The organism is Paenibacillus sp. FSL R5-0766 (assembly GCF_037971845.1).
GTDB lineage: Bacteria > Bacillota > Bacilli > Paenibacillales > Paenibacillaceae > Paenibacillus.
This window is the reverse complement of sequence record NZ_CP150227.1, coordinates 130,418-146,677: the sequence shown is the minus strand read 5'-3', so window position 1 is coordinate 146,677 and position 16,260 is coordinate 130,418. Positions and strand designations below refer to the sequence as shown.

Here is a 16,260-nt window from a genome sequence, read left to right as displayed (position 1 = left end):
TAAAACTGGTGGAGGATGATGGATTCGAACCACCGAACCCGTACGGGAGCAGATTTACAGTCTGATGCGTTTGGCCACTTCGCTAATCCTCCAGGGATTAAAGGTGGCTCGGGACGGAATCGAACCGCCGACACGAGGATTTTCAGTCCTCTGCTCTACCGACTGAGCTACCGAGCCATATTTAATTTTTAGGATTAATGGCGGAACCGACGGGATTCGAACCCGCGATCTCCTGCGTGACAGGCAGGCATGTTAGGCCAACTACACCACGGTTCCAGGCATTAATGGTGCCGGCGAGAGGACTTGAACCCCCAACCTACTGATTACAAGTCAGTTGCTCTACCAGTTGAGCTACACCGGCGTATATGGTGGAGGCTGAGGGGATCGAACCCCCGACCCTCTGCTTGTAAGGCAGATGCTCTCCCAGCTGAGCTAAGCCTCCTGGGTAATATGGTAGCGGCGGAGGGGATCGAACCCCCGACCTTACGGGTATGAACCGTACGCTCTAGCCAGCTGAGCTACACCGCCATATTAATTGTGTCTTGATTGCTTGTCCATCTTTAGGTAAAGATGGCGGAGAGAGAGGGATTCGAACCCTCGCACCGCTTACGCAGTCTAACCCCTTAGCAGAGGGTCCCCTTATAGCCACTTGGGTATCTCTCCAAATAACAATCATCAACATCATTCAAGGATTGCTCCCTGAAAACTAGATTCGAAACGAAACACGCGAATTATCACTTGCTATTGGATAAGCCCTCGACCGATTAGTACTGGTCAGCTCCATGCATTGCTGCACTTCCACCCCCAGCCTATCTACCTCGTCGTCTTCAAGGGGTCTTACATACTGGGAAATCTCATCTTGAGGGGGGCTTCACGCTTAGATGCTTTCAGCGTTTATCCCGTCCGTACATAGCTACCCAGCGGTGCTCCTGGCGGAACAACTGGTACACCAGCGGTACGTCCATCCCGGTCCTCTCGTACTAAGGACAGCTCCTCTCAAATTTCCTACGCCCACGACAGATAGGGACCGAACTGTCTCACGACGTTCTGAACCCAGCTCGCGTACCGCTTTAATGGGCGAACAGCCCAACCCTTGGGACCTACTTCAGCCCCAGGATGCGATGAGCCGACATCGAGGTGCCAAACCTCCCCGTCGATGTGGACTCTTGGGGGAGATAAGCCTGTTATCCCCAGGGTAGCTTTTATCCGTTGAGCGATGGCCCTTCCATGCGGTACCACCGGATCACTAAGCCCGACTTTCGTCCCTGCTCGACTTGTAGGTCTCGCAGTCAAGCTCCCTTATGCCTTTGCACTCTTCGAATGATTTCCAACCATTCTGAGGGAACCTTTGGGCGCCTCCGTTACTCTTTAGGAGGCGACCGCCCCAGTCAAACTGCCCACCTGACACTGTCCCCGCACCGGATTACGGTACCAGGTTAGAACCTAGATACGATCAGGGTGGTATCCCAACGTTGCCTCCACAGAAGCTGGCGCTCATGCTTCAAAGGCTCCCACCTATCCTGTACAGATCGTACCCAAATTCAATATCAAGCTGCAGTAAAGCTCCATGGGGTCTTTCCGTCTTGTCGCGGGTAACCTGCATCTTCACAGGTATTAAAATTTCACCGGATCTCTCGTTGAGACAGCGCCCAAGTCGTTACGCCATTCGTGCGGGTCAGAATTTACCTGACAAGGAATTTCGCTACCTTAGGACCGTTATAGTTACGGCCGCCGTTTACTGGGGCTTCGGTTCACAGCTTCGGGACTAGTCCCTAACCACTCCCCTTAACCTTCCAGCACCGGGCAGGCGTCAGCCCGTATACTTCGCCTTACGGCTTCGCACAGACCTGTGTTTTTGCTAAACAGTCGCTTGGGCCTTTTCACTGCGGCCCCCTCGTGCTATTCACACTACCGGGGCACCCCTTCTCCCGAAGTTACGGGGTCATTTTGCCGAGTTCCTTAACGAGAGTTCTTCCGCGCGCCTTAGAATACTCTTCTCGCCTACCTGTGTCGGTTTGCGGTACGGGCACCATCACCTGGCTAGAGGCTTTTCTTGGCAGTGTGAGATCATGACCTTCGCTACTATAATTTTCGCTCCCCATCACAGCTCAGCCTTACAATGTGCGGATTTGCCTACACATCAGCCTTACTGCTTAGACGGACATCCATCAGTCCGCGTCACTACCCTACTGCGTCCCCCCATTGCTCATAACGGCTTACGGTGGTACAGGAATTTCGACCTGTTGTCCTTCGACTACGCCTTTCGGCCTCGCCTTAGGTCCCGACTTACCCTGAGCGGACGAGCCTTCCTCAGGAACCCTTAGGCTTTCGGCGGATCAGATTCTCACTGATCTTTTCGTTACTCATACCGGCATTCTCACTTGTATAATGTCCAGCGCTCCTTACGGTACACCTTCAACCCTTATACAACGCTCCCCTACCCCTGATGCATAGCATCAAGCCATAGCTTCGGTGGTGTGTTTAGCCCCGTTACATTTTCGGCGCAGAGTCACTCGACCAGTGAGCTATTACGCACTCTTTAAATGATGGCTGCTTCTAAGCCAACATCCTGGTTGTCTGTGCAACTCCACATCCTTTCCCACTTAACACACACTTGGGGACCTTAGCTGATGGTCTGGGCTGTTTCCCTTTTGACAATGGATCTTAGCACTCACTGTCTGACTCCCGGAAGTAAGTCTATGGCATTCGGAGTTTGACTGAGCTTGGTAACCCTTGCGGGCCCCGCACCCAATCAGTGCTCTACCTCCACGACTCTGTTTTCCGAGGCTAGCCCTAAAGCTATTTCGGGGAGAACCAGCTATCTCCGAGTTCGATTGGAATTTCTCCGCTACCCCCACCTCATCCCCGCATTTTTCAACATGCGTGGGTTCGGGCCTCCAGTGCGTGTTACCGCACCTTCACCCTGGACAGGGGTAGATCACCCGGTTTCGGGTCTACGTCCACGTACTATGTCGCCCTATTCAGACTCGCTTTCGCTGCGGCTCCGGCTCTTCACCTTAACCTTGCACGGGAACGTAACTCGCCGGTTCATTCTACAAAAGGCACGCCATCACCCCTAAAACGGGCTCTGACTTTTTGTAAGCACACGGTTTCAGGTTCTATTTCACTCCCCTTCCGGGGTGCTTTTCACCTTTCCCTCACGGTACTGCTTCACTATCGGTCGCTAGGAAGTATTTAGCCTTGGCAGATGGTCCTGCCGGATTCATACGGGGTTTCACGTGCCCCGCACTACTCGGGATCCGTCTCGGAGGGAACAGACTTTCAACTACAGGGCTTTTACCTTCTTTGGCGGGCCTTTCCAGACCTCTTCGCTTAACCGGTTCCTTTGTAACTCCATGTGAGACGTCCCACAACCCCAAAGAGCAAGCTCTTTGGTTTGGGCTTCTCCGCGTTCGCTCGCCGCTACTGACGGAATCACTATTGTTTTCTCTTCCTCAGGGTACTTAGATGTTTCAGTTCCCCTGGTATGCCTCTACACAACCTATGTATTCAGTTGTGAGTAACTGGAAATTACCCCAGCTGGGTTTCCCCATTCGGACACCCCCGGATCAAAGCTTGCTTACAGCTCCCCGAGGCAGTTTCGTTGTTCGCCACGTCCTTCATCGGCTCCTAGCGCCTAGGCATCCTCCGTGTGCTCTTAGTAGCTTAACCATTTTGTTCCGGTTTCGGTCGCTCGCTTCCCTTGTTTTGCTTGCGCAAAGCCAAAAGTCGCTCTCACCCGATACCATCACAAAAGCAATTTAACTACCTTTATACACTTGACTTGTTTGCACAAGTTTAGCTTAAAGGAATGTTCTAATTCGCGTTTGTTTCGTTTCGATATCTAGTTTTCAAAGAACAAACTTGTAAAACATTTTTGGTGGAGCCAAGCGGGATCGAACCGCTGACCTCCTGCTTGCAAGGCAGGCGCTCTCCCAGCTGAGCTATGGCCCCATATAAAGTTTAAAGGTATAGATGGTGGGCCCTGGTGGACTCGAACCACCGGCCTCACCCTTATCAGAGGTGCGCTCTAACCAACTGAGCTAAGGGCCCACATTACATATACTATTTGAACCCAAAATGGGTTACGCTTGGCGGCGTTCTACTCTCCCAGGACCCTGCGGTCCAAGTACCATTGACGCTGAAGGGCTTAACGGTCGTGTTCGGGATGGGAACGTGTGGAACCCCTTCGCTATCGCCACCAAACGTTTGAGAGTTTGAACTCTCAAAACTGAGCAACGAGTGAGTAACTAGCCGACCTGGCTAGATTTTGCAGCTGAGCTGCGTATTTGAATGTTTCCACTCGGGAAACGATTCTCCATAGAAAGGAGGTGATCCAGCCGCACCTTCCGATACGGCTACCTTGTTACGACTTCACCCCAATCATCTATCCCACCTTCGGCGGCTGGCTCCTTGCGGTTACCCCACCGACTTCGGGTGTTATAAACTCTCGTGGTGTGACGGGCGGTGTGTACAAGACCCGGGAACGTATTCACCGCGGCATGCTGATCCGCGATTACTAGCAATTCCGACTTCATGCAGGCGAGTTGCAGCCTGCAATCCGAACTGAGACCGGCTTTGTTGGGATTGGCTCCATCTCGCGATTTCGCAGCCCGTTGTACCGGCCATTGTAGTACGTGTGTAGCCCAGGTCATAAGGGGCATGATGATTTGACGTCATCCCCACCTTCCTCCGGTTTGTCACCGGCAGTCTATCTAGAGTGCCCACCCGAAGTGCTGGCAACTAAATATAAGGGTTGCGCTCGTTGCGGGACTTAACCCAACATCTCACGACACGAGCTGACGACAACCATGCACCACCTGTCTCCTCTGTCCCGAAGGAAAGATACATCTCTGCATCGATCAGAGGGATGTCAAGACCTGGTAAGGTTCTTCGCGTTGCTTCGAATTAAACCACATACTCCACTGCTTGTGCGGGTCCCCGTCAATTCCTTTGAGTTTCAGTCTTGCGACCGTACTCCCCAGGCGGAGTGCTTAATGTGTTAACTTCGGCACCAAGGGTATCGAAACCCCTAACACCTAGCACTCATCGTTTACGGCGTGGACTACCAGGGTATCTAATCCTGTTTGCTCCCCACGCTTTCGCGCCTCAGCGTCAGTTACAGCCCAGAGAGTCGCCTTCGCCACTGGTGTTCCTCCACATATCTACGCATTTCACCGCTACACGTGGAATTCCACTCTCCTCTTCTGCACTCAAGTCACCCAGTTTCCAGTGCGATCCGGGGTTGAGCCCCGGGATTAAACACCAGACTTAAATGACCGCCTGCGCGCGCTTTACGCCCAATAATTCCGGACAACGCTTGCCCCCTACGTATTACCGCGGCTGCTGGCACGTAGTTAGCCGGGGCTTTCTTCTCAGGTACCGTCACCTTGAGAGCAGTTACTCTCCCAAGCGTTCTTCCCTGGCAACAGAGCTTTACGATCCGAAAACCTTCATCACTCACGCGGCATTGCTCCGTCAGGCTTTCGCCCATTGCGGAAGATTCCCTACTGCTGCCTCCCGTAGGAGTCTGGGCCGTGTCTCAGTCCCAGTGTGGCCGATCACCCTCTCAGGTCGGCTACGCATCGTCGCCTTGGTGAGCCGTTACCCCACCAACTAGCTAATGCGCCGCAGGCCCATCCCCAAGTGACAGATTGCTCCGTCTTTCCAGTTTCCTTCAGGCGAAGAAAACAACTATTCGGTATTAGCTACCGTTTCCGGTAGTTGTCCCAAACTTGAGGGCAGGTTGCCTACGTGTTACTCACCCGTCCGCCGCTAAGTATCAAGGAAGCAAGCTTCCTATCAACTCCGCTCGACTTGCATGTATTAGGCATGCCGCCAGCGTTCGTCCTGAGCCAGGATCAAACTCTCCAATAAAGTATTGAAAAGAGCGATAAGCTCATTTTGAATCTGACGAGATTAAAAATCTCATTTGTGCTCCAGCCGATTCAAGCCAAGGCTTGTCTCAAACTTTTGCGTTCATTCTGCAAGCAGAATGTTTACTCACTCGTTGTTCAGTTTTCAAAGATCAAACTCGTTTTTTCGTCACCATTTTCTCTCAGCGGCGACTTTTATAATATATCATACTTCGTTTGTTTTGGTCAAGTGTTTTTTTGAAATTCTTTTTCGAAGTTCGTAATGAACTCCTTCATTTCATCTAAAGCATCTAACCAAGTAAGCAAAGCAACGAGATATAATGTACCATATAAATATCCTGCGAGTCAACTATCCGAACAAAGAAATTTTTAACCCTAATAATAACCCCACACCTGGCAATCCCAAAACAGTTACAGTCCCTATCGTTGCGGGGTTCAGCGGGATGTAGGTTCCTGTAATCCAGCCGGAATAATTCACGATATATATCCCTACTGCAGCCAGCACCAGATGAATTCCGAATGACGTAAAAAACGATAACCCTATCCGCTTTCTGAATAAAATAACGATAAGCCCCAGTAACGATATAACCAATACACTTCCCAGTATGATACTCTTCATATGTTACACCTCCGTGTTTAATGTAAACGTGACTACATACTAATCCCTCGCTGTGATGTAACATCATCATTAGCTCTGGCTCGCTTCGCTCTTCTCAAGTGGATCTGGTACTTTCGCTCAGCTGCCTCCAATACATAAATGGCATAATCAATCTCATCCTGCCCCTGTGCATCTTCAAACTGTCTCATAGCCCGTTCCCATTCCTGCTTAGCCATCTGAATATCTGCATAGATCTGATCCGCCTCAAGTTCCTTCAACATTCTGTTGTGTTTCTCTACCGAGTTCCGTTTATTTCGCCACAAAAACATAAACTCTCCCCCTCCTGATTAGCACAGCTATTCTCATACTTATCAGGGAAAGGACAAACTTAGAACTTGGGCATTCATTTTCTTCGCAAAAAAAGAGAGCCCTAAGGCTCTCTTTGCACATCGAAACTTATTTAGCATCCGAAGTTTCCAAGGAAGTGCACTGTGTAATACAAATTGAATACACTAACGCATCTCCCTGCGCCCTTCCAACGCTTTGGAAAGGGTCACTTCGTCCGCATACTCAAGATCGCCGCCTACAGGCAATCCATGCGCAATCCGGGTCACACTAATCTCAAACGGACGCACCAAGCGGGAGATATACATCGCTGTAGCCTCCCCCTCAATATTGGGGTTTGTCGCCAAGATGATCTCTTTTATACGTTCATCACTTAATCGAATCAGGAGTTCCTTCAAACGAATATCGTCTGGGCCAATTCCCTCCATAGGTGAAATCGCGCCCTGTAACACATGATAGTACCCATCGAATTCCTTGGTGCGCTCCATGGCCACCAGATCTTTCGAATCCTGAACTACACAGATTACAGATACATCCCTGGACTTATCCTGACAGATGCGACATGGGTCCGTATCAGTGATATTACAACATACAGAACAGTAATGAAGATTACGTTTCACACTTACGAGTGCTTTGGCAAAATCGATAACGTCATCTTCCTTCATGTTAAGCACATGAAAAGCTAAACGCGCTGCCGTCTTGGGACCCACACCCGGCAACCGGGTGAAGGCATCAATCAGCTTGGCTATTGGTTCGGGATAATACAATCGATTGTGTCTCCTTTGACAGGATCAATTTTTTAATTAAAATAATCCCGGAATATTCATGCCGCCTGTGAACTTGCCCATATCCTTGTTGGCAATCTCATCGGCTTTGGCCATTGCATCATTAACAGCTGTCATAACGAGATCTTGCAACATTTCAACATCTTCCGGATCTACCGCTTCAGGTTTGATCGTGATAGCAAGCAATTTCTTGTGTCCGTTAACTTCAGCCGTCACTACACCGCCACCAGAAGTACCTTGGACTGTTTTGTCCGCCAGTTCCTCTTGTGCTTTCAGCATTTGCTCCTGCATTTTCTTCACTTGTTTCATCATTTGGTTCATGTTGTTCATAATTGTTCATCTCCTTTGTTATAGTTATCGCGCTATGCGCATTATTCTTTGATCACTACAAGATCCTCACCAAAGAGCTGGATGGCTTCATCAATCCAAGGCTGTTTGTTGCCTGAACCACCGTCTTCATGCTCAGGTTCAAGCTTAAAGTCCTCCTTTGGCGCTTCAGAAGCTCCCTCCATTGCTCCGGTCCAATCTTTGAGCATCATCGTCACCAATCGTGCAGGACGCCCAAGCTGTTCCGACAACACTCGCTCAATGACTTCGCGGTTAGCCTGCTTCTCCGTCGTTTCACGGTGAATATTGTTTTTAAAAGCAACCAACACATTGTCTTCAAGCAATGATACCGGCTCACCATCCACAAACCAGGCGTGAACGGTAACCCTCTCTTCCTTCACTCGTTGCAGGATCTGACTCCATTTTTTGCTGATCTCTGCGAACTCAGCGGCTCCCTTGCGTGCAACATACTGATCCAACTGTGCAGGAAGCTTCGCAGGTGAATTGCCTCTCGATACAGGCGCTCTTGTTGCCGGACGAGATGGAGCACTTGATGAACCTTCTCCACCAGACAAACCACTTTTCAGTGCACGATCCAACTTCTTCTCCAACTCAGCAAGCTGCTGCTTCAAGCGGTTGATCTCTCCCCCATCAGCAGGTGCTGCATGAGCTGAAGCTCCCACCTGAACAGAAGCCTCACCTTGAGCTGGAATACTACACAGTTTAAGCAATGCAACTTCGAATAATGTCTGTGGTTGTACTGCATATTTCATTTCACTCTGGTACCGATTAAGGGTGTCTATCATGTGGAACAGTTGTTCCCTGGTGAATGACTCCGCCATATCACGGAAAGACTCGGGATTAAGTACCCGGTCCGTCAGTTTATCTGCATCAGGTACCATCTTAATCATAAGCAAATCACGGAAATAATACAGCAAATTCTCCATACACTTGTCTGCACTCTTTCCTTCATGCATGAAACCTTCAATCATCTGCAAAATATGACCAACATCACCCTTGAGCAGCGAAGCAGCCAGTTTGGCAAATTGCTCTGAAGCAATCCCACCCGTCATGTCCATGACCTGCTGGTACGTTACTCGTCCATCCGTAAATGAAGAGATCTGATCCAGCACACTAAGTGCATCCCTCATTCCACCGTCCGATAAACGGGCAATGTATTGGAGCGCATCCTGGTCAGCTTCCATGCCTTCCTGTTCACAGATCAGTGTAAGTCTTGCTGTCTGCTCTTCCAGGGATACCCGGCGAAAATCAAATCGCTGACAGCGCGATATAATGGTAGCCGGAAGGCGGTGCGGTTCCGTTGTTGCCAAAATAAACATCACATGTGGTGGTGGCTCTTCCAATGTTTTGAGCAAAGCATTGAATGCCTCCGTTGTCAGCATGTGCACTTCATCAATAATATAGACTTTCTGCCGGACCTCGGTTGGCGCATATTTAACCTTTTCCCGAAGATCACGGATTTCCTCAACGCCACGATTGGATGCAGCATCAATCTCCTGCACATCCATCACAGCGCCAGTCGTAATTCTGCGGCAAGCTTCACACTCGTTACAAGGTTCAGGCGCAGGCCCACGTTCGCAGTTCACAGCTTTGGCCAAAATCTTGGCGGCACTTGTCTTTCCCGTTCCTCTGGGCCCGCTAAATAAGTAGGCATGGGAAGTCCGCTGTTCACGAATCGCGTTCTGCAAGGTCTGAATAATATGCTGTTGCCCCACCATATCTTGAAACGACTGGGGACGCCAAGCCCGGTATAACGCGATATGCTCCATGATGCGTTACCTTCCTTCCACTTCGCATTCGAGTCCTTTGTCGTTCCCCTATTATACTATATTCTAGGGTGAATCCAAACTTTATCTGACTGATTCATGCGTGGTTTATTAAGACATATCAAAAAGACCTCTGCATACATACAACTGCAAAGGTCTCTACATTTAAAAGATAAGCCGTGCACCTGCTATCGATATTTGCGATCCAAGTGGCACCCCTGAACAATAGCTCGGGCTAGGCAACCCTCCGGCACAAGAGTGATCTCACTTATGGCTGCTTCCTTCCGGACCTGACCAGGTTCATGAGTACTCATTGCGGAGGACCCAACCGTCAACACCACGTTTAGGGACCAAACCTCACATCGGCAAAACCTCTAGCAGGAATTCAACCTCGCTATAGCGGATTGCGAGTTACAGGGCACCGCTACCTCCCCATCTAGCACGGTAAGAAATAGTATAACGTAAGGTTATCCAAATTGCAACCAGAGGAACTCGGAAGCAACCATGCTTACATATAAGATATAAAAACCCCTGCCAGATTAGCAGGGGTGTGTTGGATGCAATTAGCAGACAACTCCAAGAATTGTCCAATTAGATTCCGTATTTCTTTTTGAAACGATCAACACGGCCGCCAGCATCGATAAACTTCTGTTTACCTGTGAAGAACGGGTGGCACGCGGAGCAAATCTCTACACGAAGTCCGTCTTTAACCGAACCTGTCTCAAAAGTATTCCCGCAAGCGCAAGATACTTGACCAATCGTGTAATTAGGATGAATTGCTTCTTTCATTACCTTTCACCTCTTTCCGCCCTGAGCCTCAAGCGGACCCAGAGTAAATGGCACAACCCTGAGATTATAACACGGCCTTGTGCCTGTTGCAATCCATTATTGTTATGAGGTAATCAACCGTTTTGGACGTGCCATTCCAGCGGGTGGAACATGAGTGTACGATCCGATCACAACATCAGGCAACTCGTCTTCAAAAATCTCAATCATCTGCTTCATGCCCAAGATATCACCTTGAGCAGGAGGAATTAATTCCAGATAGCTCTCCGGATCAATATTGAGATTACGCATCTGAATCAAGCGTAGATCGGTTCTTCTCGCAAACTCAATCATCGCCTCAATCTCTTCTTCACGATCTGTTACGCCCGGGAAGATCAGATAGTTAATGGACGTGTATACACCCTGCTGCGCTGCGTATTTCATCGATTTCTCAACATTGGCTAAGGTATAACTACGCGGTTTATAGTAGGCGTTATAGTGGTCATCCAGTGCGCTAATTGTACTTACGCGCATCAGATCCAATCCAGCATCTACAATACCTCTAATATGATCGTTCAGACCGGCATTGGTATTAATGTTGATATACCCCATGTCCGTTACGGAACGCACTTCGCGAATCGCTTCAATAATCAGCTTGGCCTGCGTGGAAGGCTCCCCTTCACAACCTTGTCCAAAGCTAATAATGGACTCCGGCGTCTTCAGGTGTTCCAGCATAACCTCCACAATCTCATCCACACGTGGTCGGAAGTTCATACGTGTCTGTGGGGAAACAAAGCCGCTATCATCCGGTTGCTCGGAGATACACCCGAAACAGCCCGCATTGCATGAATAGGATACCGGCACTCCACCTTCCCAACGATTCAGGAACGTGTTCGATGAAGTTAGGCATTCATATCCAAGCGCACAGTTGGATAGATGCGTGTAGAGACGGTTCTCGGGGTATTGCTCTGTCAATCGTTTAACCCCGGAACGTACATCGTCACGATCACAGTTGAGCGGATTCCATTGGTCAGGACTATCCGACTTCGCAGCCGTGACATAGAAACCGCCATCTTTCCAAACCACTGCGGAATAACCGAATAAAGGCAATTTATACTCTTTATCCGTCTTCACATAACCAGGGAGACACAAACGAGTGAATCCCTGTGGAAGCAACGCACCTACAGCCTGTGTGTCCGTTGGCATCGGCAACATCTCACCTGTGTCCGGGTCCATACCAATGGGCCGGGTACTCGGGAGTCCAACCAACGTTGCACCCTCTGGCAAAGGGATGAGTTCGTCCTCCATAATTTCAACGATCATATCTCCACTGCGGGCAAGCCCGTACAGGGAAGGATGATCAAATACATTACCTTTTTCGTCTGCGTATACTAAATACATGATGTTCTCCTCACATCTAATGGGTTAAACCTAACGACGAGTGTATTGTAACATTCACAGCAATGCTGCAAAAAGAAAGTGATTAGTCGAACGACACTTACGTCGATGTACCTGACGTTGCTGTCTGTCTAGGTGAGCGACGGGTTGTTGTTGTCCCGGAATTGCTTGTTGGGCTATTACCAGCCGAATCAAAAGCCGCCAAAAACTCTGCATTTGTCTTACTGTTACGAAGTTTTTTCAGGAATCCTTCAACAAAGTCATGGGAATCATTCATGTTTTTACGAATCGCCCAGATTGTATCCAATTCTTCCTTGCTGAGCAACACTTCTTCACGACGTGTACCGGAACGGCGAATGTCGATCGCCGGGAATATGCGGCGCTCTGCCAGACGACGGTCCAGATGGAGCTCCATATTACCTGTACCCTTAAACTCTTCATAAATGACATCATCCATACGTGATCCAGTATCAATTAATGCCGTTGCCAAGATGGTCAGGCTTCCGCCTTCTTCCACATTCCGGGCAGAACCGAAGAAACGTTTCGGACGATGGAATGCAGCTGGGTCAATACCACCACTAAGTGTACGACCGGATGGTGGAATAACCAGGTTATATGCACGGGCAAGACGTGTAATGCTATCCAGCAGGATAACAACATCCTTTTTAGCCTCAACCAGACGAAGCGCACGTTCAAGCACCAATTCCGCCACCTTGATATGATTCTCAGGCAGTTCATCAAATGTTGAAGCCACAACTTCCCCTTTTACCGAACGCGACATATCCGTTACTTCCTCTGGACGTTCGTCAATCAACAGGACAAACAGTTCAATTTCAGGATTGTTAGTTGAGATGCTGTTGGCAATTTCTTTGAGGAGAAGCGTTTTACCCGCTTTGGGAGGTGCTACGATCAATCCGCGCTGTCCCAATCCTACCGGGGCGAGCACATCCATAATTCGTGTGGACAAATGGTTGGGGGATGTTTCGAGAACCAGTTTTTTCTGCGGATACAGTGGGGTTAGTGCCGGGAAGTGAAGTCGCTCTGCAGCCGCCGATGGATTCTCACCATTTACAGCGTTGACTTGCAACAAACCGAAGTATCTCTCGTTTTCCTTAGGCGTTCTACACTTACCTGATACGAGGTCACCTGTTCTTAGGTCAAACTTGCGAATCTGAGAAGCTGAGATGTAGATGTCTTCCGTACTTGGCAAGTAGTTGATCGGTCTTAAGAATCCGTAACCTTCAGGTAAAATCTCGAGTACGCCTTGCATGAACATCAGGCCGCTCTGTTCAGCTTGTGCACGTAGTATAGCAAAGATTAATTCTTTCTTTTTTAACGTACCATAGTAAGGTATCTGATATTTTTTGGCCAGTTTGTAAAGGTCCGTTAGTTTCATTTCTTCCAAATCGGAAATTTGTAGATCCATATAATAACCACCTATTCAATTAATGAGTCCGTGTGAAATGGATAGTTTCGCTAGATGTTCCGGCTATAGAGAGCGGCGTCTGCCACAATCTCTTCTGTCCATTGTACGGAATGTAACCGTTATAATGCAAATACTTGTCTTTGAGTGTAAGTTTCCGGGTGGGATGGCCAACATTCGGCAAGATCCGCTATTGAGTGAACGATGCATTGAGGCGATCAATCCGGATAGACCGGCTATGGAGCGCAGTTCAAACAAAACCGGGGGTTGGGGATGAGAAATGATGTTCTTACAGCCATATGAAGTTTAATTCAAAAAAAGACCCTCCGGTAAAGGAAACAGAAACATTTCGTCTTATGCCGGAGAGACTGAGAACTCTATTAAAACAGGTTTACCCAATCAACAAAAAGATATGCAGTTCAGTTAAAAACATGTGTAGGACCAAATTATGCATAACGCTTCCCGTTTAATCGGTTTCCCGCCATACATCTGCACCGAGCAGGCGCAGATTAGTCACCAGATGATCGTAACCACGATCGATATATTCGACCCCTGTTACTTCAGTCACACCTTCACTGACCGTAAGACCTGCGATCACCAGCGCTGCTCCAGCGCGAAGATCGGATGCTTTTACTTTGGCCGCGTTTAATGCACTGCCTTCAATAATCGCTGACCGTCCTTCTACTCGAATCTTTGCACCCATCCGCACTAACTCAGGCACATGCTTGAACCGATTACTGTATACAAAGTCGCTCAGGACACTCACACCGGTTGCCTGTGTTAAAACACTGGTCATGGGTGACTGTAGATCCGTTGGGAAACCAGGATATACAAGCGCCTTCACGTCAACGTGGTTATAGCTTGGTTTACCAATGACACGTATACTTTCATCCAATTCCTCAATGCCAACACCCATTTCCAGCAGCTTTGCCGTTAAAGCTTCCAGATGTTTGGGAATCACATTGTCAATCAGAACATCTCCGCGCGTCGCCGCTGCAGCGATCATATACGTACCTGCTTGGATACGGTCCGGAATGATGGAATGACGGCAGCCTTTAAGCTCCGAGACTCCTTCAATACGGATCGTTTCGGTACCCGCACCCTTGATACTGGCACCCATGGAATTCAGAAGTGTTGCTACATCTATAATCTCAGGCTCTTTAGCCGCGTTTTCGATAATTGTAGAGCCTTTGGCACGAGTAGCCGCCAGCATGATATTAATGGTTGCGCCGACACTGCTTACATCAAGATAGATTTTTGCTCCGCGCAGCTCTTTGGCATGCAAATGAATGGAGCCATGTTCGTTTGTTACGGTTGCGCCAAGCGCTTCAAACCCTTTGATATGTTGATCAATTGGACGAGGCTCAAAATTACAGCCCCCTGGTAAACCTATGGTCGCTTCTTTGAAACGCCCTAGCAATGCACCCATCATATAATACGAAGCGCGAAGCTTCTTCACGGGACCATTCGGCATAGGAATGGATTTGATGTCAGAAGGGTCAATCTTCATCTGACTGCCTTCCCAAGTCACACGTGCTCCGAGTTCCTCCAAAATTTCTGCATAAACCGCCACGTCACTCAAAAGCGGCAGGTTGTCCAACACGACTTCTGACTCGGCAAGCAATGCTGCAGGAATAAGCGCAATGGCGCTGTTCTTGGCGCCGCTTATAGTTACAGTTCCCTGTAACGGACGTCCGCCACTAATCATCAATTTTTCCATAAAGCTTAATGTCCCCCTACGTGTTTTGCAGCCGATGAACGGCAATACGTGCTGTTGGCTTCCGATGTAGAAATAAGGTGTGAAAATGGAAAGACACCGGCTAGGCGGTGTTTTTCCATTTCACAGTATGGAACTGGTAAAGATAAATTACGCTTTGTTGTTAGAACCAAACTCGCGGATTTTACCTTTAACGGTTTCTTTGATTGCTTCACGGCCTGGTACGATGAATGTACGTGGATCGTAAGCATCTGGTTTAGCTGCAAGCACTTCACGAACCACTCTTGCAAAAGCAATTTGGTTCTCTGTGTTTACGTTGATTTTGGATGTACCCAGAGAAATGGCTTTGTCGATGTCGTGTTTAGGAATACCTGTACCACCGTGCAATACGAGTGGAACTTGTACCGCGTCACGAACTTCTTCCATTTCTTTGAAGCCCAGGTTAGGCTCGCCGTGGTAAGGACCGTGTACGGAACCAAGAGCTGGTGCCAATGTATCGATACCTGTTTCTTTAACGATACGGATACACTCGTTCAGGTCAGCGTACATGATGCCGCCGATAACGTCGTCTTCTTGTCCGCCTACAGTACCTACTTCAGCTTCTACAGAAACGCCTTTAGCGTGTGCATATTCAACAACTTTTTTAGTCATTTCGATGTTCTCATCGATAGAGTGATGGGAACCGTCGATCATAACGGATGTGAATCCAGCATCGATCGCTTCTTTACACTTGTCGAAGCTTGAACCGTGGTCCAGGTGAATTGCAACTGGAACGGTGATTTTCATGTCGTGAATGAGTCCTTCTACCATTTTAACTACAGTGTAGAAGCCACCAATGTGACGTGCTGCGCCTTCGGATACACCCAAGATTACTGGGGATTTTTCTTCTTCAGCAGCACCAAGAATCGCTTGAGTCCACTCAAGGTTATTGATGTTGTATTGACCAACTGCATATTTTCCTTCAAGTGCTTTGTTCAACATGTCTGTCATAGATACTAATGGCATGGTTTCAATCCTCCTAGGGGTTTGGGTTGTGTCTATGGTTTTTAGCCGAAATCACATACGGGCTTATTATACCACATCCCATGTCAAATACTAAACAAGCATTTGCAAAAATGCTGTGCTTTGCAGCACAGTTTTCATAGACACCGCTTTATAACTTCCCCATTTCCAATATTCCCCGGATGAAGGAGTGAAATACCCCATTCTCCCACCAAGCACCTTCTATGTTCTCCACAC

10 protein-coding genes, 9 tRNA genes, 3 rRNA genes and 1 other RNA gene are annotated in these 16,260 nt (G+C 48.6%); all 23 read right to left on the bottom strand.

Going from position 1 to position 16,260, the window contains the following annotated elements:
- Positions 1–6: 6 nt before the first annotated feature.
- The 23 genes from MKY66_RS00725 to fba all read right to left on the bottom strand — a co-directional run bounded on the left by MKY66_RS00725 (position 7) and on the right by fba (position 16,026).
- Positions 7–92: transfer RNA gene (locus tag MKY66_RS00725), tRNA-Tyr, on the bottom strand.
- 12 nt (positions 93–104) lie between these two features.
- Positions 105–177: transfer RNA gene (locus tag MKY66_RS00720), tRNA-Phe, on the bottom strand.
- Positions 178–198: 21 nt separating this feature from the next.
- A tRNA-Asp gene (locus tag MKY66_RS00715) sits at positions 199–276 on the bottom strand.
- 9 nt (positions 277–285) lie between these two features.
- Positions 286–361, bottom strand: a tRNA-Thr gene (locus MKY66_RS00710).
- 5 nt (positions 362–366) lie between these two features.
- A tRNA-Val gene (locus MKY66_RS00705) sits at positions 367–442 on the bottom strand.
- Between the two features lie 9 nt (positions 443–451).
- Positions 452–528 (bottom strand) — tRNA-Met (locus MKY66_RS00700).
- 43 nt (positions 529–571) lie between these two features.
- Positions 572–663 (bottom strand) — tRNA-Ser (locus tag MKY66_RS00695).
- 81 nt (positions 664–744) lie between these two features.
- Positions 745–3,672 (bottom strand): 23S ribosomal RNA (locus MKY66_RS00690).
- 206 nt (positions 3,673–3,878) lie between these two features.
- Positions 3,879–3,954, bottom strand: a tRNA-Ala gene (locus MKY66_RS00685).
- Between the two features lie 22 nt (positions 3,955–3,976).
- Positions 3,977–4,053 (bottom strand) — tRNA-Ile (locus MKY66_RS00680).
- 36 nt (positions 4,054–4,089) lie between these two features.
- Positions 4,090–4,206, bottom strand: a 5S ribosomal RNA gene (gene rrf / locus MKY66_RS00675).
- A 118-nt stretch (positions 4,207–4,324) separates the two neighbouring features.
- Positions 4,325–5,877, bottom strand: a 16S ribosomal RNA gene (locus tag MKY66_RS00670).
- The 16S, 23S and 5S rRNA genes sit together here with 9 tRNA genes alongside, the layout of an rRNA operon.
- Before the next feature lie 348 nt (positions 5,878–6,225).
- Positions 6,226–6,495: a pro-sigmaK processing inhibitor BofA family protein gene (locus MKY66_RS00665; RefSeq protein ID WP_036607241.1), complete on the bottom strand. Its 270-nt coding sequence runs from the start codon at positions 6,493–6,495 to the stop codon at positions 6,226–6,228.
- Positions 6,496–6,527: 32 nt separating this feature from the next.
- On the bottom strand, positions 6,528–6,803 hold the full coding sequence (locus MKY66_RS00660) for a DUF2508 family protein (RefSeq protein WP_076217013.1): 276 nt from the start codon (positions 6,801–6,803) through the stop codon (positions 6,528–6,530).
- Between the two features lie 183 nt (positions 6,804–6,986).
- Positions 6,987–7,586, bottom strand: coding sequence for a recombination mediator RecR (gene recR, locus MKY66_RS00655; protein ID WP_062838113.1), 600 nt, complete (start codon positions 7,584–7,586; stop codon positions 6,987–6,989).
- A 36-nt stretch (positions 7,587–7,622) separates the two neighbouring features.
- The gene (locus MKY66_RS00650) at positions 7,623–7,934 is read right to left on the bottom strand and encodes a YbaB/EbfC family nucleoid-associated protein (RefSeq protein ID WP_036607248.1); all 312 of its coding nucleotides are present in this window, start codon (positions 7,932–7,934) and stop codon (positions 7,623–7,625) included.
- Positions 7,935–7,975: 41 nt separating this feature from the next.
- Positions 7,976–9,721 (bottom strand): DNA polymerase III subunit gamma/tau, encoded by a 1,746-nt coding sequence (gene dnaX, locus MKY66_RS00645; RefSeq protein WP_076217012.1) that lies wholly within the window; start codon positions 9,719–9,721, stop codon positions 7,976–7,978.
- A gap of 174 nt (positions 9,722–9,895) precedes the next feature.
- Positions 9,896–10,163: signal recognition particle sRNA large type (ffs, locus tag MKY66_RS00640), an RNA gene on the bottom strand.
- Positions 10,164–10,309: 146 nt separating this feature from the next.
- Complete coding sequence (gene rpmE, locus MKY66_RS00635) at positions 10,310–10,507, bottom strand: 50S ribosomal protein L31 (protein ID WP_036607255.1); 198 nt, start codon at positions 10,505–10,507, stop codon at positions 10,310–10,312.
- Positions 10,508–10,609: 102 nt separating this feature from the next.
- Complete coding sequence (locus tag MKY66_RS00630; RefSeq protein WP_076217011.1) at positions 10,610–11,884, bottom strand: radical SAM protein; 1,275 nt, start codon at positions 11,882–11,884, stop codon at positions 10,610–10,612.
- A 97-nt stretch (positions 11,885–11,981) separates the two neighbouring features.
- Positions 11,982–13,307 (bottom strand): transcription termination factor Rho, encoded by a 1,326-nt coding sequence (gene rho / locus MKY66_RS00625; protein WP_036607258.1) that lies wholly within the window; start codon positions 13,305–13,307, stop codon positions 11,982–11,984.
- Positions 13,308–13,770: 463 nt separating this feature from the next.
- The gene (locus MKY66_RS00620; protein WP_017691290.1) at positions 13,771–15,024 is read right to left on the bottom strand and encodes a UDP-N-acetylglucosamine 1-carboxyvinyltransferase; all 1,254 of its coding nucleotides are present in this window, start codon (positions 15,022–15,024) and stop codon (positions 13,771–13,773) included.
- Between the two features lie 147 nt (positions 15,025–15,171).
- Complete coding sequence (gene fba / locus MKY66_RS00615; protein WP_036607263.1) at positions 15,172–16,026, bottom strand: class II fructose-1,6-bisphosphate aldolase; 855 nt, start codon at positions 16,024–16,026, stop codon at positions 15,172–15,174.
- Between the last annotated feature and the right edge of the window lie 234 nt (positions 16,027–16,260).

Excerpts from the sequence above, each read along its gene's own strand:
- MKY66_RS00665 (WP_036607241.1), bottom strand. The coding sequence starts at position 6,495 with ATGAAGAGTATCATACTGGGAAGTGTATTGGTTATATCGTTACTGGGG.
- MKY66_RS00660 (WP_076217013.1), bottom strand. The coding sequence starts at position 6,803 with ATGTTTTTGTGGCGAAATAAACGGAACTCGGTAGAGAAACACAACAGA.
- MKY66_RS00650 (WP_036607248.1), bottom strand. The coding sequence starts at position 7,934 with ATGAACAACATGAACCAAATGATGAAACAAGTGAAGAAAATGCAGGAG.
- dnaX (WP_076217012.1), bottom strand. The coding sequence starts at position 9,721 with ATGGAGCATATCGCGTTATACCGGGCTTGGCGTCCCCAGTCGTTTCAA.
- rpmE (WP_036607255.1), bottom strand. The coding sequence starts at position 10,507 with ATGAAAGAAGCAATTCATCCTAATTACACGATTGGTCAAGTATCTTGC.
- MKY66_RS00630 (WP_076217011.1), bottom strand. The coding sequence starts at position 11,884 with ATGTATTTAGTATACGCAGACGAAAAAGGTAATGTATTTGATCATCCT.
- rho (WP_036607258.1), bottom strand. The coding sequence starts at position 13,307 with ATGGATCTACAAATTTCCGATTTGGAAGAAATGAAACTAACGGACCTT.
- MKY66_RS00620 (WP_017691290.1), bottom strand. The coding sequence starts at position 15,024 with ATGGAAAAATTGATGATTAGTGGCGGACGTCCGTTACAGGGAACTGTA.
- fba (WP_036607263.1), bottom strand. The coding sequence starts at position 16,026 with ATGCCATTAGTATCTATGACAGACATGTTGAACAAAGCACTTGAAGGA.